This is a genomic window from Furfurilactobacillus rossiae (assembly GCF_013394005.1).
Taxonomy (GTDB): Bacteria; Bacillota; Bacilli; order Lactobacillales; family Lactobacillaceae; genus Furfurilactobacillus; species Furfurilactobacillus rossiae.
This window is the reverse complement of the sequence record NZ_CP040586.1, coordinates 2,355,985-2,376,925: the sequence shown is the minus strand read 5'-3', so window position 1 is coordinate 2,376,925 and position 20,941 is coordinate 2,355,985. Positions and strand designations below refer to the sequence as shown.

At 43.1% G+C, this 20,941-nt stretch carries 15 protein-coding genes; 8 read left to right on the top strand and 7 right to left on the bottom strand.

The features are described 5' to 3' along the window. Positions 1 to 17 precede the first annotated feature (17 nt). Positions 18 to 6,806: a MucBP domain-containing protein gene (locus LROSL1_RS11495; RefSeq protein WP_178914656.1), complete on the top strand. Its 6,789-nt coding sequence runs from the start codon at positions 18 to 20 to the stop codon at positions 6,804 to 6,806. 147 nt (positions 6,807 to 6,953) lie between these two features. Here LROSL1_RS11495 and LROSL1_RS11490 read toward each other — a convergent pair whose 3' ends face one another. The 6 genes from LROSL1_RS11490 to LROSL1_RS11465 form a co-directional block, all read right to left on the bottom strand. Then, positions 6,954 to 7,178, bottom strand: coding sequence for a hypothetical protein (locus tag LROSL1_RS11490; RefSeq protein WP_017261535.1), 225 nt, complete (start codon positions 7,176 to 7,178; stop codon positions 6,954 to 6,956). An 858-nt stretch (positions 7,179 to 8,036) separates the two neighbouring features. Then, positions 8,037 to 8,210, bottom strand: a complete 174-nt coding sequence (locus LROSL1_RS11485; RefSeq protein WP_017261533.1) for a hypothetical protein — start codon at positions 8,208 to 8,210, stop codon at positions 8,037 to 8,039. Positions 8,211 to 8,229: 19 nt separating this feature from the next. After that, positions 8,230 to 9,123: an SAM-dependent methyltransferase gene (locus LROSL1_RS11480; RefSeq protein WP_178914655.1), complete on the bottom strand. Its 894-nt coding sequence runs from the start codon at positions 9,121 to 9,123 to the stop codon at positions 8,230 to 8,232. Positions 9,124 to 9,137: 14 nt separating this feature from the next. Further along, a complete protein-coding gene (locus LROSL1_RS11475) occupies positions 9,138 to 9,560 on the bottom strand; it encodes a helix-turn-helix domain-containing protein (protein ID WP_017261531.1) in 423 nt (140 codons plus the stop codon). A 4-nt stretch (positions 9,561 to 9,564) separates the two neighbouring features. After that, positions 9,565 to 10,500, bottom strand: coding sequence for an alpha/beta fold hydrolase (locus LROSL1_RS11470; RefSeq protein ID WP_178914654.1), 936 nt, complete (start codon positions 10,498 to 10,500; stop codon positions 9,565 to 9,567). Between the two features lie 503 nt (positions 10,501 to 11,003). Then, positions 11,004 to 12,815: a M3 family oligoendopeptidase gene (locus LROSL1_RS11465; protein WP_178914653.1), complete on the bottom strand. Its 1,812-nt coding sequence runs from the start codon at positions 12,813 to 12,815 to the stop codon at positions 11,004 to 11,006. Positions 12,816 to 12,934: 119 nt separating this feature from the next. Between LROSL1_RS11465 and LROSL1_RS11460 the strand changes: the two genes are divergently transcribed. The 7 genes from LROSL1_RS11460 (at position 12,935) to LROSL1_RS11430 (ending at position 19,133) form a co-directional block, all read left to right on the top strand. Then, on the top strand, positions 12,935 to 13,915 hold the full coding sequence (locus LROSL1_RS11460; protein ID WP_225440526.1) for an alpha/beta hydrolase: 981 nt from the start codon (positions 12,935 to 12,937) through the stop codon (positions 13,913 to 13,915). Positions 13,916 to 14,354: 439 nt separating this feature from the next. Beyond that, positions 14,355 to 15,434, top strand: coding sequence for a DUF5105 domain-containing protein (locus tag LROSL1_RS11455; protein WP_178914652.1), 1,080 nt, complete (start codon positions 14,355 to 14,357; stop codon positions 15,432 to 15,434). A 152-nt stretch (positions 15,435 to 15,586) separates the two neighbouring features. Continuing rightward, positions 15,587 to 16,303: a hypothetical protein gene (locus LROSL1_RS11450; RefSeq protein WP_178914651.1), complete on the top strand. Its 717-nt coding sequence runs from the start codon at positions 15,587 to 15,589 to the stop codon at positions 16,301 to 16,303. A gap of 92 nt (positions 16,304 to 16,395) precedes the next feature. After that, a complete protein-coding gene (locus tag LROSL1_RS11445; RefSeq protein WP_178914650.1) occupies positions 16,396 to 16,623 on the top strand; it encodes a hypothetical protein in 228 nt (75 codons plus the stop codon). Between the two features lie 81 nt (positions 16,624 to 16,704). Beyond that, positions 16,705 to 17,232 carry a hypothetical protein gene (locus LROSL1_RS11440; protein ID WP_178914649.1) on the top strand — a complete coding sequence of 176 codons (528 nt, stop codon included), beginning with the start codon at positions 16,705 to 16,707 and terminating at the stop codon, positions 17,230 to 17,232. A gap of 751 nt (positions 17,233 to 17,983) precedes the next feature. Then, on the top strand, positions 17,984 to 18,514 hold the full coding sequence (locus LROSL1_RS11435; RefSeq protein WP_178914648.1) for a hypothetical protein: 531 nt from the start codon (positions 17,984 to 17,986) through the stop codon (positions 18,512 to 18,514). Positions 18,515 to 18,632: 118 nt separating this feature from the next. After that, positions 18,633 to 19,133, top strand: coding sequence for a hypothetical protein (locus LROSL1_RS11430; protein WP_178914647.1), 501 nt, complete (start codon positions 18,633 to 18,635; stop codon positions 19,131 to 19,133). 665 nt (positions 19,134 to 19,798) lie between these two features. On the opposite strand, the gene LROSL1_RS11425 is transcribed toward LROSL1_RS11430, so the two are convergent. Further along, positions 19,799 to 20,896, bottom strand: a complete 1,098-nt coding sequence (locus LROSL1_RS11425; protein WP_178914646.1) for a Fic family protein — start codon at positions 20,894 to 20,896, stop codon at positions 19,799 to 19,801. Between the last annotated feature and the right edge of the window lie 45 nt (positions 20,897 to 20,941).

Genomic DNA, 20,941 nt, shown 5'->3' with positions numbered 1-20,941 from the left:
GACGGCAGGAGAGAAATATGAAACAAAGTAAATTTTTACATATGAGTGAAGTGCCTCACTATAAGATGTATAAAGCCGGCAAGGTTTGGTTATTTGCGGCTATTGTTGGGTTGAGTCTTGGCACGGCTACAACTGTGTCACAAACAAGCATAGCGACAGCTGAAACAACCGCTGCTGAATCTAGCTCAGATGCAACTTCATCGACTAACCAAACAAGTGCGGCATTGGCGAGTTCCTCGACGGCTTCGAACAGCAATCAATCCGCTGCTTCGGCCAGTTCATCAACGGCGCCAAGTAAAGTGACGTCCACTGCTACTAGTTCAAAGGCACAATCGGACACCAGCACAGCGGTTAAGACTGTCAAAAATGAAACCGCTGACAATTCAGCGACGAGTGCCAATTCTGCATCGAAGTCTGACACAACTAATGCTGTTTCCTCAACTACTGATTCCACCTCAACTTCTACTGAAACGAAGTCTGTGACTGCAAGTAGTATTCAATCAGGTAGCCAACAGCCGAGTGCATCCAAGACTGATGCCACGTCACTAACCGCTGCTCCATTGATAGTGGCTAGTTCAGCTCCTAAAACGTCAGACGTTTCATCAGCAATCCCACAATCAGAGACAGTTCAAAGTAACGTACAGGCAAGTCAAACAACCGCATCAACGGATTCTGCACAAACAAAAAAGACTGATTCAACCAGCACTTCGACTAGTCAATCAGTCACACAACTATCTGCTGTTACACCCGCCAGTGTCACAACCAAAGCAGCTTCAACGGCCAACCAAGCTTTGACAGTTGCACCAGCCGTTAAGACACTACAAACACTGGGGCAGATTGATCCAACTAAGTTTGTTAAAGGCACAAAAGTCAGCATCTCTACAGATGGAACACTGATTGTTGATTTGCCAGCGGGAGCCTCTGGCGATGATATTCAACAAGCTAAGAAAACAATTCGAGGCGCTGGCACAAAAAAGGCTCAAATAACGGTAAACGATTCAGTAATAGAAGACGTACTTAATTATGAGCAAGGAGCAGAAACTGCAATTTCAGGGTTGAAGTTTGGATTTTGGAGTGGTGCGGCATTCACACAGGATGGAGCACTCTCTGACTGGATTGGGACAAAAACTGGAGTTCCGAATTTTGATTCTGAATTGAGTGTTTTTCAGCATTCGGCAAGCGTAGAAGAAAAGGATGCCGCGGATTCGCAGGTCAAGACGGTCATTAATGATTGGGTCAGCGCGATTGTAAGCAGGTTGACTTGGAAACAAATATCTAGTAGCACTGCATATATGTATATTGCCTCGAATAATGCGGATCTCAAACTTAGTAATGACACGGCACAGCAGGGCTATCTGGATACGATAGGAAACTTCGTAAGGGGAAGTCTAACAAGTGAAGCGTACTACTTGTGGCTAGTAAAGAGTCGAGATAATACGGATGATAGCTTGTCTTATGGTACTCAAGGATATAATGATGACACTTTGGACTCATCAGGTAACATTACAGATCGTTTCGTAAGCTTAGTTAAACTGTTAAACAGTTTTTCAACAAACGTTTCCAGTGATCCTAATTTGATTAAAGCATATGAAGCTGGTCAGGCCACAGCAATTTCGTGGTTTACAGGTAATACTGACGCGGGACTCACACTAGAAAAAGCAATTGGATATAACACTGCAGATAGTGGTTTTAATGGGGCTGTTTTGTTGGACGAAGCAGGGGCAGCCGCAAGAGGTGTTGTTGCTCAGAAGACCGCACCGGTTGGATTAGATGTTATCTGGAATACTCTTCCAGGAGGGACTGCTGAAAAATCATACATTAATCAAGCAAGTTTTATAACGTTTGCTAATGTACTGAAGGTCTTTGAAACAGATAGTAATTTTGCGACATCTGTTTCGGGAAGCACACCTAGTTTTGATAATTTAACAACTTTGGAAAAGTCATTGGCTATTGAAGTTGTCACAGCATATTATGATGAATGGCAAAATATTGTTAATAAGGCTTTTAGTCAAGCTACGCAAGATGCACTGAATGGACAAAAGATAGCTTTGGATTATTCGTCTAGCGTTTATTCAGCACGAAAGAGTTTGGTTCCACAATTATACGCAGGAACAGATGACCAATTTAAAATATATCTATTTTCCTATCAAGCTGCTAAGGCATATTTATCCGGATTTGAAACCAAAAATGGGAGGGACTACGATTTCCTTAAGTATGGGAATGGTAACGTTCCGGTTAATTCTTCAAATGTAGGCACTAGTGATGGTGTGTGGTCTCCCTTAGACTTGGCAATTTATTCGGTCTTAACGGGTAAGAACTACACGTACAACACGGCGTCTAATGGCATCAACACAGAAGGTGGAACTTCAAAACCTGCCATCGTTGGGACGGACTTTCAGTCGCAGGGTTATAGCGATACCAATGCGGACTGGATTGCGACGGCTGCTCAAAATGATATGTATCAAGTGGCCTGGGATACAGCCAATCAAGCGAAGATGGATTTCTTAAGTGATGTCCAATTGCTGATTAACAAAGGCGAAACTGGGGATCTATCTGAGGAGTCGCAGATTTTACCAACAGCTACAAATCACGGAATGCTATCAGATACACAGTATGCGTACTACCAAGAGAACTCATATGTTTACTACAAAGTCTTTAGTATTCTCTATAAGAGTTTCTTCTTAGACAAGCAGGGTAATCCATTACTAGATAAAAATGGAAAACCAACTAACATGGTCGCCAAGGCGCTTGAAGAAGCCGACGAACATGTCATCCAAAGTGGTAATGCACATGCAGGCAAGCCAATTCCGTGGGATATCCAAACTGCTCAAAGTCAAAAAGATGCTGGGCTAATTGCAGGGACTAATGGGCGAAGCTTTACCTTGAATGCTGATATGACCAATGGTGTTGATAAAGATGGCAATATCATTCCGTATTCTGAGACGGATGTGCCAGCCACAGACAAAGATGGACAGGCGACGACTAAACCGGTCTCAACTTCGACCTTGTTAAAAAATGCTGTCGATGCGACAAGCACGATCAGTAGTGATGATTTGGGCAGCAGTATCACGGACAGTAGTGAAATCAACAACGCGCAAAAGGTCATTCAAGATACGGTCAACTATGCGTATGTGCATGAAGAAGCCGTTGCCATTCCAGCTTATGAAGCCGGTTACGCGGCCGTGCAAAAAGCCTTACATCCAATTGTTAAAGCTGGTGAGAGTCCGGTAGGCGATCCCACTAGCGATACGTATCGTTATGAAAATACCAGTACCGTGACCGACAAATTAACGCCGGTCTTAACAACGACGAATCCGGATGGTTCAACCGTTTGGACAGTTCATTACAGTAATGCCGATGCAACCAATGCGGTAATTACCATTAAACGAAATGCCAATCCCAAAGCGCCAGATTTGGGACAGATTACCAGCGTTCAGATCGAAATCGATGATGCCCGGACCGGTAATCAAGTCGCTAATGACGGCGGATCAATGGCTGCCATTGGTCAGGACAGTAGTGGCAAAGTTGATTATACGACTAACCTAACCGGTGCTAACGCCTTAGGTAATGGTGTTTTAGTCACCTATCCAAGTATGCAGATCAATAATAATGCCAAGGATGCATCAAAGTTTACGAAGTTAGTCGTCATTGATAATGGTGATGGTTCCTTTAGTTACCAGTTTATCCGCGATGCACAAAGTGTGATTACGACTGCTGTTGCAGGTAATCAGACGACTAAAGACGGCACCAGTGCCGGTAATGTTTATCAGGCCGGTTGGGATTACCGTAAATCCTATGTCAGTGAGATCACACTCGTTCAACGAGTCGCAAAGACTGACTACAACGGTGTGAAAGACACGACAGACAATACGACGAATCGGGTTGTACCTGACCAGACCTATGCGGGCTTCTTTGGTAATGGGATTGCTGGTGGCAATCAAAGCTTCCTGCAAGTGAAGCCGAATGCGGTGTACGGCAAGGACTACAACACGGTTTCACAGACAATTACGTTGCTAGGTAAGTCCACGGCAGCGATTCAGATTGATGCCGCGGGTAAGCTGACGTACACAATAATTGACATTAATGGCAAGCAATCCGCATCTAACTATACTGGTGTTATGACTGCTGGCGATACGGTGACTATTGATAACCAAGAAACCCCAAATGACCAGTTGAAACCGGGGTACAAGAATTCAACGGTGGTCATTACTTATGCCAAGGATGGTTCCGTGAACGTCAGTGAGACTGGGCTTCAGACGGTCATGCAGAATAGTATTGAAGTGGATAACGATGGCAGTGCCACAACTGACATGACGCCAACCAGTGATCCAACGTCAACGGCACATGCAACGAATTTGAATATGTTGGTTGAAACTAACAATACGAAGACGATGACGGCTACCGCGGAAGTCGGCAAGGGTAATACGACAGTTGAACCAGACTATATTTCTGAGACATTAGTTGCCTTGAGTGATTTGAATCATAAAGGGGTTGTCTTTAGTCCGGATACTAAGACTGGAAAAGACGGTGTCAGCAGCGTTTACAACGCTACTCAAAAGACAAATACTGATGGTTTAAACTTCCAAGGGACCACACCGAACCCATTGAAAGCAGACAATAAGACACCGGATGATACGCAAGCACCAGATGCTTATTTAGGGACACCTTTGAATACCACGACAACGGTACAATACGTTGCCAGCAACGTTGAAAATGACAAGACCGGTGTAACAGCAGTCGCAGGTTACGATAAAAGCGGCAATGCGCAGGTGGTGATTGACTTGAGTAAAGCTCAGTCCACTTCCGTCAGTGATCAGACAAAGGTTGATCCGGCAACAAATGTGGGTTCGGCTATCTTTGATTGGGACGGTTGGTACGCTGCCAACGCTAAGACATTGAATGATAATGGTTGGACGTACGACACCAAGACCCAGCAATTGACGTATGACCCAACCGACCCGGCAAAACAACATGACCTGCAACAACAGTTGTATGGGAATGGATTTGATCCCAACTGGACGAGTGATGAGCTGGGAAAGGTCACCAGCTTGAAAGATCAGTATGGGGACCTCATGCATCTGACCATCAACAAACAATTGGCCAATCGGCAAACCGTGAAACAAACAGTTAACTTGGCGGATGTCTTGGGCAACAAGACTCAGTCGTTTACAATCACAACTGCTGACATTAAAACGCAGGTCCAGGAAGGCAACAATCAAGGCATTACGGTTGATCAGTTAAAGACGTTTGCCAATGGGAGTGACCGTACCTTTACCAGTACGCAAGTTGACTTGCCTGATGGGTTTGATTCGATCACGGTTAAGGCTGACGGATCGATTGTGGTGAAGTTGAAGACGGATGCGAAGGCGGGCACCGTGAATAGGGCCTTGCCACTGTCCTTTATTACGGATGATCCGCAGACTGATGGAGATGTTTTAAACAACGAGGATGATAAAAAGGCGGCTTCTAGTCTAACTTTGGACCTCAACTTCAAGTCTGGAATCGCAATTAAGTATTATCTTGAAGGCACGACAACGGTTGTACCAGGATCAAGCACGTTGAAACAGTCTGCCACGGGTTCCGTGGGCGATAAGTATTCTGAGACCGCGCCAACGATCAGCGGCTATACGTTAACTAGTGATAAGACAGTTTCCGGTACCTATGAGAGCACACCCCAAAATGTGATTTTCTACTACAAAGCAAATGCAGTGGCGAGTTCCGTAACGGTTAACTACTACGTGAAAGGGACCACGACTAAGATTACCGACAGTAAAACCCTCAATGGAAATGTTGGCGGCAGTTATACTAGTCAGGCCGCAACCGTAACTGGTTATACCTTAGAGGCAACCCCAACTAATGCCAGTGGTACGTATGCGGCAAGTGGGGCAACCGTGGATTACTACTACACCGTGGATTACAAGACCGTGCCTGTTACCCCAGCGGGTACGCCAATTACGGGCGTCACACCGCCGACAGGCACGGGGACGCCGGGTGAACCGGTATCGCCACATGGTGGGCTACCGACTATTCCTGGTTACACCGTTACGAAGACACCAAATGTGCCGGATAAACCGGGTAATGTGAACGTCGTGTATACACCGCAGACTGAAACGGTCGTGGTGAACTACTACTTGCAAGGGACGACGACACCGATTACGAGTTCGGTGACGTTAAGTGGTCCGTTTGGTAGTAGTTATCAAGCTGTACCAGCTAATGTGGCGGGTTACACGTTGGTTGCGACACCAAGTAATGCCAGTGGGACTTACGGTGTGACGAATGATGCGGTCAATTACTACTACGTTGAGAACGTGACTGTAGTGCCAGTTGATCAGCATGGACACACGCTTCCGAATGTACCAGTGAAACAGATTACAGGGGTACCAGGTCAAAACATTCCAGTCAGTGAGTTGCCACAAGTGCCTGGTTATACGCCAGTAGTGACCGTGGTGACGATACCCGGGAAGCCAGCACAAGTTGAGGTGACCTATGTACCAGTTGCTGTACCGACTGAAAAGCCGAAGCCAGCAGAACCGCAACAACCAAGTGCACCACAGTCAGTGGCAACACCGATTAAAGTAGCGATGCCGGAGACGATAACGCCGCAAAAGACTGCACCAGCTGTTGTTCACGCAGTAACTAAAGTGACTCAGCTAGTTCAAAAGTCTCAATCGGCTTCTGAAACTGACAAACTAGTGACATTACCACACACTGGTGAGCGAGACTCAATGTTGATGGCGATTGCGGGAATTAGTTTGATGGTAAGCGGCTTTATCTTTATTGGCGTCCGAAAGTACCGTCAAAATTAGTTAAAAAGTTAGAAATCATGATCGAAAAAGACGATGTCAGAAATTGAAGGTGATTAACTTCAATTTCTGACATCGTCTTTGATTTTCTGGAAGTATTCGACTGTTTTTAAAACATCGGTCGGTTTAATGAGTTTGATTTAAGAATGACTATTTAGAGGATCGATTAAGTGCATGAATTAACGCGTCAATGCGTCCATTGCGATTTGAGAAAATGTCAGCTGTTTCGAATTGTCGCCAATTTTCCTCTTGATAATATTTAAGTGTGCCGTCTAATCCACGTTTTATGAGCTGTTCTTTAAACTCTTTTGGCGCAGTTGGAGATTCAAGGATTCTCTTAATATCGAGTTGTTTTTGTTCTTCTTGATGAGTCATAATCGTGACCTCCACGTTCACCATTCCTAATCAGTTAGTATATGCCTAAATTCTTTTAGTCCTGTCTTTTCGCTGTAAGCAATGAGCACCTTTTCAATGTCTGGTAGCTGGTAAAATGTTGTTAACGTTACAGTACATTCGGTTCGTACATAATCCTTATTAATCATATTCGCTTTAAAGTAAAATGCAAAGTGATTCATCTTGAGAAGCGTTAGATTCATATTTGAATTAATACTTGCAAATTCCCGTATCGCCTGTTTGGAGTCGCTAACTCTCGCATCATCATACTGCAATTCTTTGAGAATTCTTTTGTATCGTGAAATTGTAAATAGGAGACTATCTCTTAGCTCTTGATTGTAGTATTTCGAGGCTTCCAATGTATACACGTTTTCTTTATCTTTAAGCATTAGTTGGGAATTTTTGAGTGAGTCTTGGTACGAACTTTTTGTGATGTTGAGTTGGGTGAGAGCAATCATGATACCGACGATGGTAACTAATGAAACTAATGGACGCAAAAGGATATTCAGCAGATCAAAAGTGTGTCCTACGTTAAAATGTTTAAAAACCAATTCATCAACGAGTATACCCCCGGTTAAAGAAATGATTGTTTCTAATATTGTCTTTAGTTGTCATTCTTCTTATTCTGTTAAATAGTTTAGTATGTTTTTGTTTTTTCACAGGCAATTCTCCGTTTTAAACATGTCATTACTTCCAACATACGCAAACGAACTAAGCTTTATTTTTCAATAGAGGATTTTTTCGATTTTATAGTAGTGAAATACAATAAACAGACACTCGACAACAAAAATAATCAGCAGAACTCATATCAATTTTGAATGAGTTCTGCTGATTATTTAGCTACTTATTTTCGTTTTGTTTGTCATGCCAATAGTTGTACAGATTATACAGACCAATCAGCAATAACACGAACCCAAACGCACCACTGGCTAATTGCTTATCCCAGATGCCAAAGGCTAACAGGAAAATACCACCAGCCAAAAAGGACAATGCGTCACGTAATGTTTTACTCATAAATACCTCGTTTAATGGCTTATTTGACGATGTATACCCGATCGTGAATGAGGTCGAATCGGCTAAAATTGCGATTCAAAGGTTCACTTTCCGTCAGATCAGCGTTTTGCCAAAATGTCTTGGAGTCGGTGGCACCATTTTGTTCGCCAATGACAATGAACTCAGGTTGTTTTTTCAGCTGACGAATTTTCTGAAGGACTTGCCAGTCGATATCTTGTCCATCTGGGGACCAGGACATGACAATGGCACCGACTTGGTCACCGTACTTTTCGATGGCACTGAGGGCATCGAGTTGTTCAATCTCGGTCACGGGGTGCTTACCGGTTTCGTTTTCTTTCGTCCAGTCCTTGGAGTCGGTAGTGAAAATCTGTTGTGAAGGTTGCTTGTCCCGCAATCCCTTTGAGATATAGCCGTTACCGGCCATGAGTTCAAGCGTTGGGCGACCATCGAGGTATTGACTCAGGTCGTTAACAAACGGGGCGGAGATGTAAGCCCACATGCCATACGTATCTTCGAGGTAGTCGCGGAAGTTCCGAAGGGCAGCGTCCAAACGTGGCAGGGCGTTGGAAAATGCATTCCACACCTTGTCGCCACGTTTGTCACCAATCGGATATTGCTTCAGGACATGCTGATAAACGGTGTCCTGGAAATTGTCTGGCAACAATAGTTCTGGAAGCGGCTGCGGTAACAGTCCGCGCGACAACAACCGGTCAGCTTCCAACACCTGATTAATCAGAAAGACAGCTTCACCCAAACCGTTAAATTGGTCCCGAAATTGGTTCATTTCGACAATATAATCGTTGTGCGCACCAGCGTCGGGTCGTAAGCCATTTGCATCCGTTGAAGGAGCTGCTTTACGTTTGGGTTGCTGTTGAACCTGGCGCTTAAGTTTGCGAAGTTGTTTTGGATTCATACGCGGTTGCCTTTCTATTCTTTTTCGTCGTCATAACCAAGATCAAGTTCTTCTTGGTGATCAATTGGGACATCTGGACGGCGTGTTTGCCGACCGTGAAGATAGCCTTCAATCAATTGGTACACTTCATAACGGTCTTGGCTGCTAAGTGTTTCACCGTTAAACGTCAGCCGTTTGCCGGAGAGAAATAAGCGGCCTAAATCATATTCATCCAGTTCCGTTTTTCCAGTCAGGTAATCCAGCGAGACGTCAAAGAATTCGGAAAGTTTGCGCACTTCAATGTAGGAAGGGGTCCGAATGCCACGCTCCCAGTTACCAATTTGTGAAGCAGTGTTCGGCTTTTCGTTTGGTGAGAGGTTCTGACTCAGTGCGTCCGCCAACTGGTCCAGTGTGATGTGACGACCACGGCGGATAGCACGTAAACGTTCAGGGAACATATTCTCACTTCCTTTCTACAGAGATTGTATGATCTTCGATCCACTTTAATAGTACCGCATAGACCCGCTCATGGTCGCGTTCGTTGAGAATTTCGTGACGCATGTGCGGCCATAATTTGAGTGTCACGTCGGTAAAACCAGCTCGTTTTAGCGAACGGACATGACGGCGTGGTCCCAAACTGAAGCCACCAACGGGATCTTCTTTACCACTGGTGAATAGAATTGGCAGTTGTTTGGGGATGCCCTGATGCCATTGCCGTTTGGTTGACAAAGTTGTCATTCGAAACAGCACGGAGAAGCCGTTATTGGTGAAGGTGAAACCGGACAATGGATCATTGTTGTAACGATGAACGTTGACAGGATTTTCCGACAGCCACTGAAAGGGTGAATCCTCAGGAAACCGTTTGGCATAAGCACCGAAGGCCAGTCTGTCCAACGTGTGATTAGGTTGGCGGGGCGCAAAGTTGTTGAGAACGGCCACTATGGGTCTGATGACGGCTAGAATCGGATGGGCAACGGCCGAGCCAATCACAACGGCTGCGTCTACCCAGCTACCATATTGTGTTAAGAATAATTGAACCATCATGGCACCCATGGAATGGCCGATGATAACGTGCGGGAGACCAGGATAGTCGTGACGCAGTCGTTTAGTCAGGGTAAACTCATCATTAATGAGATGTTCAATCGGCTGTTGTTTGCCAAAATATCCGAGTGGTGAATGGCCGACCGAATGACCATGACCCAGATGGTTATCGCCAGCCACGACCCAACCGTGAGCATTGAGAAATTCCGCAAACGGTTGGTAGCGGTCGATGTGCTCTGCCATACCGTGCACGATCTGAATGGTGCCGACGGGCTGCCGATCATCTGGCGTCCAGATGCGGGCTTCCAGTTCGTGCCGGCGGTCTGTGGATGGAAACGAAAACGCAGTGACTGACATGATAACCTCCTTGAGTCATGTGGATTTTGAATTGAAATTCCGCTTACGGTTGTCAACAGTGACACGCTCGCCGTGGGACCGGTTCAAGCCCGCAAGTTCACGGTCTTTCACCTCGCCGTCAAGCCTCGTGAGAATCCGAGTCTTGGCGACCGTCCGTAACCTAAATTCGGACAAACCACCGAATTAACGTTACCTTCACGGCTCGGTATCACTGTTGACGCACTTCAGCTAAGATTGCAGTGTCACCAGTATTTTAAATCAGATGACTAATAAGGGCTTATATAGCAGTTTGCAATAATCCTTGTTATTTAAGTGGAGATGGGCGGAGACAGAGTTCCGTGTAAACAGTACTTAATGGCGAGATTTTGGCCATTTAGTACTGTGGGACGAGTTCTGAGACGGTTTGTGGCTCAGAATCGAGGTCGAAAACCCAGCGGGGTTGAGACCGGTCCACATGGAACGGCGTCTCAGCACATCGTAACGGCATATAAAACTGTTTGAATTTAGTGAACCAAATCATCGGAGAGTTTGAGGAACTCGTCAATGTCTTTCTTAACCAGATCCGCTCCCGACTGCCAGAAGTCCGGCTTGGTAAGATCAACACCGAGGTGCTTCTTAGCGAGGTCTTCCGTCGACATGTTGGCCGTGTCACGTAAGAGGGCGATGTACTGGTCCTCAAAGTTTCCACCGCTTGCCTGAGCCTTCGCGTAAATACCAAGACTGAAGAGGTAACCGAACGTGTAAGGGAAGTTGTAGAACGGTATTTCGTCGATGTAGAAATGCAACTTGCTGGCCCAGAAGTGTGGGTGGTAAGTGCCAAGATGGTTGGAGAAGGCCCACTTTTGAGCGGCTAACATCAAAGCATCCATCCGTTCAGGGGTCACTTGTCCGTTTAACCGTTCCTTATAGAAGTTTGTTTCAAACAGGTAGCGGGCGCGGATGTTCATGAACATAGCGACAGGATTATTCATTTTGGTGTCTAACAGGTTGATCTTTTCACCAACACTGGTGGCAGATTTAACGTTAGCGTCGGCCACAACCAGTTCAGCGAACGTTGAAGCCGTTTCGGCAACGTTCATTGCGTAACTGCGGCGCATTTCTGGCAGGTCTTTGACGACACTGTAATGGAAAGCGTGGCCAATTTCGTGGGCGACCGATGAAGCATCATCGGGTGTGCCAGTGTAGGTTAAGAAAATGCGTGATTCTTGGCGTTCAGGGATTTCTTCCATGTAGCCACCAGGTTGTTTGCCAGGGCGGTCTTCGACTTCAATCCATTGGTTGTCAAACGCGGTTTGGGCAAGATCCGCCATCTTAGGGCTGAACTTTCGGAAGTTAGCGACGATGAAGTCAGCCGCATGATCGTAGTCAATCGCTTTGCTTTCATAACCGTCGACCATGATTGGTGCGGTTTGATCCTGCCAATCATACGTTTGTTTGCCCAGCAAGGCTGCCTTACGATCCATGTAGGGGATGAACATGCCCTTGTTAGCTTCAACAACATTCCACATTGCCTTCAATGTTTGGCGGCTCATGCGGTTCAATTCCAATGGGTGTTTCAAGAAATCATCGGTACCGTGCAGCTTGTAGTTTTGCAAACGGAAGCCAGCTAAATGGTTCAAGGTGTCGCCGACAACGGCTTCTTGGCTGCCCCACGCCTTTTCATAAGCAGACATGATGTTCTTACGTGTGTTGTTGTCCGGCGCACCAGTCAGCTGATTTAGCGCTTGGCCTGCTGAAAGGGTCTGCGTTTTACCATTGTCATCGGTGTACGGTACGCTGATTTGTGAGGCGATGGTGTCGTAATGTGTGCTCCAACCAGTAAAACCATCGATTGCCAGTTTATTAATAATACTTTCGGATTTTTCGTCCAGTTGTTCAGCTGCTAACTTGCGGTCCTCGGTGAGGTTAAAGGCAATCTCCTTGAAGTCTGGCAGAGCAATCAGTGTCTTAAAGTCATCGTCATTAATCTCGGCCAATTTTTTACCAAACGAAATTTCCAGATCCTTAAACGTACTGAATGCTTCGCTGACTTGTGCCAATTTGGGACCAATCGCGGTATTGTTGAAATCCGCGGACTGGTGGGCGGTCCAGAACACGTTGAGTTCCATTAAACCGTTGATATCTGTCTCCCGGTGCTTCAAATAATCGGACAGACCGTGGTATGCTGGTACATCCTTTGCAAGGTCAAGGGCGGCCAATTCAGTTGCCAGCGTGCCAAGATCTTGGTTTAATTCCTTTAAACGTGCGTTTGCCTGCGGTGAATCGTAGCCACCAGGGAAAATGTTTTCCAAATTCCAGTTCTGTTTGTACTTCATGAAATCCCTCCGTTTACCAACAATGTTACCGCTATTATACCAGTCCTGGTGCACAAACGCCCGTTGTGTCAGGTGGGGAATCGTGTTAAAGTTAGACAATTAGAGCAGGGGGTTAACTAATGACTAAACATCAGATGCGTCATAGCGGTCAGCCAGTTAAAAAACATCACCGAGCGTTGTGGATCACACTAATCGTAGTCGTTTTATTGCTTGTTGGTGGGTTACTTGGCGCTGGCTCATACTTCTTTCAAGTCGCCGAAGTGCGCAGTCACAAGGCCTTTATCAATAATGCGCCCATGAAAAAGACGGAACCACTGTATCAAAAAGATCAGTGGTTCCGTCAACAGAAGAAACAGCGGTGGACCATCACTGGTCAACCAGGCAACCTTAAATTAGTCGCTAACTACTTACCGGCGGCTCAGAAGACCAACAAAACGGTAGTTATTGCCCACGGATTCGGTGGCAACAAAGAAAAGATGTCTGCCTATGGGACGATGTTTCACGACCTCGGCTTCAATGTCTTAATTCCTGATGATCGGGCCGCTGGACAATCACAGGGTAAATACATTGGCTACGGTTGGCTGGATCGAAAAGATTATTTGAAGTGGATTAATTTAGTTATTGAAAAGAACGGACAAGACAGCCAGATACTGATGGACGGTGTTTCTATGGGCGGTGCGACAACCATGATGGTCAGTGGCGAACACGACGTGCCTAAGCAGGTAAAGGCCTATATCGAAGACTGTGGTTACACTTCCGTGAAGGATGAAATTAACTATCAGGCGAAGTCGATGTACGGCATCCCGTCATGGCCGCTGGTGCCTATCGTGAGTGCAATCAGTCAGGTGCGCGCCGGATATAATTACTCGGAAGCCAGTTCAGTGAACGCCGTCAAACGCAATCAGCGACCGATGCTATTCATTCATGGTAGCAAAGATACATTTGTGCCAACGAGAATGGTCTACCAAAACTACAAGGCTGCCGCCGGTCCAAAGGAATTGTGGGTCGTTAAGGGTGCTAAACACGCAGCGTCGTTTAAACATGATCCGGCGGTTTATCAACAGCATGTAGAAGCGTTTTTAAATCGATATTTTAAGTGAATAGATACGCTTTTCTGAAATTAACAAGATCCTGATTACGTGAAATTATGGCGTATGGTCAGGATCTTTATTTGTAGTCTAAGATGCGTGATAGATTTAAATTTCTAGCTTTTGAATATTTTCCTGACGTGTAATCTGGTTTGATTAATTTATTGTGCCTCTGTATGTCGTGCGTATGTCGCGTTGCAATAAGTTGGGCATACAATTTATCTAATTTAACGATAAAATTTATGTTGTACCTTAAGTGGAAATTCGATAAACTGATAATACTGTTTATCTTGCTTATTTTCGGACAATAATACTTGGCTTTCGTACATATCGTATTTGCAGAGGGTATTTTGACACGCAAAGAAGAAAGGATTCGTTAAGCCAATAATATTGGTCAATTTTGAACAATATTAGCAGAGATTTCGCACATACCACAATAGGAGGAAATATTATGACACACAAACAGTTACTGATTGTTCCAGCAGTGTTGCTGGCAGCACTCTTAACGGCTTGCTCAACGAAATCAGGTCAGAGTTCACCATCACATGGTGATGAGGTAACAATTCAATCGGGTACCTATGTTCGTCCGAGTGACGTTTCAGCGCCGACTAAGGGACATGCCTATCTCGCTTTGAAGCTAAAGGTGAAAAATAATGGCAAAGCGCAAACGTTGATGGGTGATGAAGACTTTGCTTTGCGGGATTCAAAAAAGAACAAGGTTAAGCCCACAATGGTTACCAGTTCTGGCGATGGCGACTCTTTTGAAACAATTAGTACTGAAAAGTTGCATCATGGTGCAACAACAACGGGTTATATCGTGTTTAATGTTGACAAGAGTAAGAAATACACACTTGAGTTAACACCAACGACCGATAGCGGCAAAGAGGAGTCAACGACCAAACTTGCCATGTCGCCGAAGAAGTATAAGGATAAGACGGCTGAGCCCAAAAAAGCTTTACAGGCTTATATATCAGAAGTATTCTTAAATAAAAAGAATTTATACTATGATAAGTTAGTTGCTAATAATGCAAAAACTGACAAGCAACAGTATCAAAGTGCTACCCGAAAGTATCTTGAAGATGCCTTCGATGCCCCAATTGCGGATGATGCGTCAAATAAAATGATTAGTGACATTCAAGATGTGAATGGTAAAAAAGCTCGTGCCGTTTATGCTATTAAGTCAGTCACGCCAAATAGTGCGGAGATTACAGTGACGCCAATCGTGCTTAAGTTGACATCTTTGTCTGAGGTTATTGATAACGTTCAGAGCTCAGCTCAGGATGCAGTTGATCAAAGCAATGAGGACGATGACGAAGCAGATGATAGCGAAAGTCTTTCACCAGATGACGTAGAGACTGGCGCAAAAAATGCAGTTTATGAAAAATTTCCTGAGTTATTAACTAAGTTGCCAATTCGCCAAGCGGATGATTCAGATATCAAAATGACAAAAGTTAACCATAAGTGGAAGTTCGATACATCAGATGACGAATTCAAATCATTGATGCAAGATTATACCGGTGAATCGTACTAGACTCAGTTAGTAATACGTAAGAATTAGCGGATTAGTCAGCGGCAAGAGTTGCATAAATAATATATAAATGCCTTTATGAGCATTATCATTACATACGTGATGGTGATGCTCATTTGCTTCAACAAAGTTTTGCAAACGGAATGGAGAAACGGATGTTTACAAAGGCAAAAATACGAGACCACGAACTGGATGTTGATTATGTGATACGGACCGTCATTGGCCAACGTTTTTTCGGATTTTGGAATGTTCTTAATCTGGATGATGGTTCAACCGTGGCCGTCAGTATCTTTAGTGATTTTTTGTATTTATTATTCCCAGCTTGTAGTTCTCGCTTACCCCTTTCTGGAAGGATTGTACACAGCAATAAGTTGATTTTGCCACCCAGAAATTATTATATGTATTATGGTTATGCAACAAGCGGTTTTGGAGACCGGTATATAGCAAATTTATTATGGTTACCAATCACTCTTTTAGCAATTTCAATAGTCACAAGATTAAATACTGCCTTTCAAGCAGTAGCGGTGATTTTTTGCACATTGACCATTGTTTATTTTGTATGCGATCTATGTATTAATCACGTGCATGACACGCAATTTTTCTTTCAGACAAAAATTATTGTGACGCCGGTAAGAACCAAAAAATGGTATAAGGACTGGCGAACGCTGCTTCAAATTGGAGTCTTAGGCGGTCAAATAGCTGCTTGTACGTTGCTGACGCCTTACGCGCTGAGTGTTGCCACATTGATCTATGGTGTGATTGTCGCAATCGTTATGTTGACGGTCAGTTTGACAATGCCGCCGAAACAAATTCGCATTCAAAAAAGAGAGTACGTATGGACAAGGCCCGGAGAATCGACAAGATATTGGTAGGTTAATTCGTGTGTACACATCAGTTTTAATTAGCAATAATCTAAGATATTTATAATTAAGCCAAGCAGGATACAGATGGTCACGAAGTTACGGTGGACTTTGAAGTATTGGTATCAATTAGTTTCCATCCAATTGATGTCGCTGTTCCAACGCCGGAGGTTGTGACGTATAATAATGCAACCGATGAATTAGAAGAAAAGAACTGGAATTTGCCATTAATTGGCACAGTCGCGTTAGGGATACTGATTGGTAGTGCGCCAGAAATTGGCGCACTGTTACTCAAAGCAATGGGGTCTTTGATGGCTTTAGCGAGTGCATAATAATTGTTTAAAACAGAATTGCATTAGTGAAAGAGATGGACAAAGTGATTTGTTCATCTTTTCTTGCTACTAGGAGGATATATGCTTCTTTATCTAGTTTTGTTTGTGTTTTCTATGATCCTAGCAATAATTTGGCTTGTTGTTTTTAGATTGGATCATAAAAAAACGAAAAAGGACTTTGCTTCTTTTTCTCAAGAGAATGAATTGAAGTCGGATTTGACATACTTTGAATATGACAAGGCGGTTACTGATAAGACCTTCAATAAAGCACAAAAAATACTTGCTAGAAGTTACTTGCTGTTGGTCGTTAGTATTGTCACTTTGCTGATAATAACTGTATTTTTTTGGCAGGCGCCCAACATATACTTTTTGCTCCTACTCATTGTTGATTTACTGATAGTAATTACATCATTTATTGCTTGGAAATTGCACCTTGCTGGTTTACATGCCAAGATCAAATACAATCAGGAACATCCAAAGGAGAAGGCAATATTTGTCGGCAAACCCAATGTGCTGATTGAGCGAGGGTGGGTTTTAATTTTTTCCGGACTTTCTGGGCTCTTGTTTGGAATAGATTTAGTTTTACTTTACATTGATTTCGCAAATTGATTTACTTTTCTTCTTGGGTCTATGCCAAGTCTTGATGATCTTGCCATTTGAAGTACATGAATGTGATGATTATAGTTTTTGGATTTAAAGTCAGACGTAGTATCAAGATTTGCTATTAATGTCGCTTGGAAGCTGATTGAAAGGGCCTGAAACTAGATGATAACTTCTAATATGATGTTTTTAATTTTACTAATGATATTTCTTCTAACGTTCTACATGTTGGAAGTAGTTCTTGAAAATCATAGAATAGCTAATTTCCTTCATGAAAAGAGAATTTACAATGTAAAGGTTAATGCGTACAGGAGAAAACTAGGTAGAGATTCAAGGTCATCAAAAAGGCTAGCAATTTTGGCGGCAATGTCTGTAGTTCTAGTTTTAATTAGCTTCGTGGTTTCAGTGTGGCTTGTTTTTTTCAATTCTTTTGTTGACGTTCAATTTTTAATCAATTTTCTTCAGTCTGTAAACGTAATAGCTGTATTGACTATGCTGAGTATCTATTTTGCAAATCAGTATCAATTTCATTACAAGGTAAAACAGCTTAATACAAAAAATGAAGAAAAAGAATATCGATTGACTGGAAGGTTTATCTCGCTCAAATTAGTTTTCTATGTTTTGTGGCTAGCAGTTTTATTTGGTTGTTGGCGATACTTTTTCAGTTAATCCATGGCCTAACCGTTGAAAAGTACGTGCTGGGTTTAAATGATGAATCGTCATTAACGACATTCATACTTTTGATTTGGAAGTGATCTTAATGATATACATATACTTAAGTCTTTTTATATTAGCAATGGCATTTGCTATTACATGGAATGCTATTTTTTATGTGAACCGTCGAAAGACAAGAATAGAATTTGCTCGATTTGCAAAGATGCAAAACCTAACATCCGCATTGAGTTACAAAAAATATGATCGACAAGCGATATCTAAAATATTCACTAATGTTAAAAAAATGCCTGTCTATTTTTTAATATCGATATTTATAGTGCTTATACTTGCATTGATTTCAGCAACATTTCTCTTCAGTTCTCCATTTTGGTTTGGAATATGTTTGTTAATTATTGATGTATCAATGATGTTTGGCGCCATTTGTGAATGGATGATACAGATGGAAAGCGTCCGTGCAAAAGTGGAATATAATCGTCAACATAGTGGTGAGCCAGATATATTCGTTCCTCAAACGGCTCAATTGATTTCTAAAGGTTGGGTATTGATTTTACCGGTTTTGGCAGCAATATCGTTGGGCATCGACATCTTTCTGCTTTTTATGAGTATTCCGTATTAACGCGGCAACCGTGAAAACGTCAAGGCCGGGTTAAAACGTTAGTTATCATTCAAATCAGCGATTCCCTGATTTTCGATTTGTAAGCATTTGCGCAGTGGGATAGAAGGAGTCTTGACACATGGTTTTAGCTGTCATACAAATGGCCGTAATTCTAACTTTAGTGGTATCTCAGCTGATAGAACAAAGAAAGCGCAAAAAAAATGAGGAAACTCATGGACTAAAACGGCAAACGACGTATGCATATTACAGGTTGCTAAAAAGGAAACTTCCAGACAAAACCTCAAGATGGTTACGCTTTATTTTCGTATTTTGTGGTGTTGCCGGCATAGCCTTTATTGCTATCAATTGGATTTTAATGATTACCAATGTTGCTTGGGGTCTGGGCCGTGCAATGCTCACTTTTGGTGACGTGTTTTTCCTGTTTGCTTTCTTGCTCATCTATTGTGGGTATCGTTTGCACGCGGTGAAATACATTAGACAACACGAAAACAACGCTTCCAAAACTTTTTTCTTCACAGTCAAGCCAGAGCAAATTTTGATCGAGATGATCTTTTATATCTTTTTTTTGCTTCCCCCATTAGTGTTGATTGCACTCCAAGTTGTCGATTTCCTGAATTAAACGAACTTAGGCTTAAAAAGATAAAATGTCCGCAGAAAAAGAGGGATAAAATCGAATATTTTAATTTTCTCGTGATTAATGCTCTAGTGGTGGCACTCTATCTGTTTCTTTGGGTAGCCATCGACCAACATTTGATCAGTCAGCACAATCGTAAACACAAAGCTCAAAAACAAACTGTGCGAGAATACTACAAGAAAATAAAGACGCTTGCTCCTCGACCAGTGTTTTCAATGTTTAGTAGACTGGCAAAGGTTTTAAGGATTTTGCTTGTTTTGTCAGTGGCAGTTGGCTTCCTTTTGCTTGACGCGCCGATGTCTGTACTTGTGGTGTGGGGATTATCAATTAATCTATTACTAATCGCGTATTTTGTAATCAGCTGGATAAACAGAACAAGGTTACGTAAAGCTGCAAGTACTATAACCACCGAGAGTATCTTTATTGAACCAGAAGCGTTGATTACAGCAGAATTCTTGGGAGAGATTGTGATTATCGTCTGTTTTTCGATTCTTATTCTGGCCTATTGATACGGTCAAAAATTTATTGTTAGTTTGAAAGACAGTGAGGTTTCACGAAAATTGAGCACCATGAACATCAGCGAGAGTTGGTGTTCATGGTGCTCTTTTTACATAGAAAAAGGCCACTTTGTTTTCAAAGTAGTAAGGCATTTAAGCTAACTGATACTTAGTCCCACGGGATCGACCAGACATTTTAACCGAGTGAGCATCAACGAGTTGCCTCAGTGTACGTTCAATCGTTTTCTGACTGTATTGAGGGACTGCATTCATAATTTGCTGCTTGTTAATGGGGATGAGTGCTTCTTGAAGAGCATTCATCACTAGTAATTGTGGCGTGAGGCGTTTGGGCTTAGTGGTTGAACGTGAATCGCGTTTAGGTGTGATTTTTTCGAAGTCAGTTGGTAAGGGCGTTAGCCGATCGTGAAAATCTCGATATGTCTGGAGAACAACACTCAGGAAAAAATTGATAAAGGGACCATAATTATTGCTATTCTCCGACCAACCAACGGTCCTCTCTTGCAAGATAGCGTAGCAAGCGTCTTTTTGTTCTTCAATTAATTTTTCCAAACTGATGAATTGGCCGACTGTAAAACCAGCTCGCGATAACGTTAATAGCATCAGTAGGCGAGACATTCGACCATTACCGTCTCGAAATGGATGAATGGTCACGAAATCAAATGTAAATGCGGCGCAAAGTAATAGGACGGGCAATTTGCTTCGGTCGACCGCCTCTGAAAATTGTTGACATAATTCATCAACTAAATTTGGGGTCAAATGCGCGGCTGGTGGATTGAAACGGACAGTGGTCTCGCCATTTTCAGTGGTTTCAAGAACTTGATTATTAATATCTTTGAAATGACCGCTCCATGAATCTTCAGTGAAGCGAAAAAGGTGTTTATGAAGTGTAAGGATATTTGAAGTAGTGAGATTGATTTCTCGAAAATTGGTGTGAATGAGATTTAAAACATCTCGATAGCCTGAAATCTCAGCTTCAGATCGATTTTGTGGCGTCGTTGTTTGGGATACTATTTTTTTAAGACGTGTTTGACTGGTGTAAATGCCTTCAATTCGATTGGAAGCATCCGTACTTTCAATCTTCGCAACCTTGGTCATTCTTGTCAGGACAGCCGGATTCTTTAAACGAAGGTTGGCCATTTGACCACGAAGCTCATAAATTTGATTCATTTTATTGACCATTTCAGGGGTTAAAACGAGGTTATTGAGTGTGTCGTAATCAAATTTTTTCATAATCTCCCTTTTCTTTATCTATGTCATTTTATGCTAATTGACATC

Excerpts from the sequence above, each read along its gene's own strand:
- LROSL1_RS11495 (WP_178914656.1), top strand. The coding sequence starts at position 18 with ATGAAACAAAGTAAATTTTTACATATGAGTGAAGTGCCTCACTATAAG.
- LROSL1_RS11490 (WP_017261535.1), bottom strand. The coding sequence starts at position 7,178 with ATGACTCATCAAGAAGAACAAAAACAACTCGATATTAAGAGAATCCTT.
- LROSL1_RS11485 (WP_017261533.1), bottom strand. The coding sequence starts at position 8,210 with ATGAGTAAAACATTACGTGACGCATTGTCCTTTTTGGCTGGTGGTATT.
- LROSL1_RS11480 (WP_178914655.1), bottom strand. The coding sequence starts at position 9,123 with ATGAATCCAAAACAACTTCGCAAACTTAAGCGCCAGGTTCAACAGCAA.
- LROSL1_RS11475 (WP_017261531.1), bottom strand. The coding sequence starts at position 9,560 with ATGTTCCCTGAACGTTTACGTGCTATCCGCCGTGGTCGTCACATCACA.
- LROSL1_RS11470 (WP_178914654.1), bottom strand. The coding sequence starts at position 10,500 with ATGTCAGTCACTGCGTTTTCGTTTCCATCCACAGACCGCCGGCACGAA.
- LROSL1_RS11465 (WP_178914653.1), bottom strand. The coding sequence starts at position 12,815 with ATGAAGTACAAACAGAACTGGAATTTGGAAAACATTTTCCCTGGTGGC.
- LROSL1_RS11460 (WP_225440526.1), top strand. The coding sequence starts at position 12,935 with ATGACTAAACATCAGATGCGTCATAGCGGTCAGCCAGTTAAAAAACAT.
- LROSL1_RS11455 (WP_178914652.1), top strand. The coding sequence starts at position 14,355 with ATGACACACAAACAGTTACTGATTGTTCCAGCAGTGTTGCTGGCAGCA.
- LROSL1_RS11450 (WP_178914651.1), top strand. The coding sequence starts at position 15,587 with ATGTTTACAAAGGCAAAAATACGAGACCACGAACTGGATGTTGATTAT.
- LROSL1_RS11440 (WP_178914649.1), top strand. The coding sequence starts at position 16,705 with ATGCTTCTTTATCTAGTTTTGTTTGTGTTTTCTATGATCCTAGCAATA.
- LROSL1_RS11435 (WP_178914648.1), top strand. The coding sequence starts at position 17,984 with ATGATATACATATACTTAAGTCTTTTTATATTAGCAATGGCATTTGCT.
- LROSL1_RS11430 (WP_178914647.1), top strand. The coding sequence starts at position 18,633 with ATGGTTTTAGCTGTCATACAAATGGCCGTAATTCTAACTTTAGTGGTA.
- LROSL1_RS11425 (WP_178914646.1), bottom strand. The coding sequence starts at position 20,896 with ATGAAAAAATTTGATTACGACACACTCAATAACCTCGTTTTAACCCCT.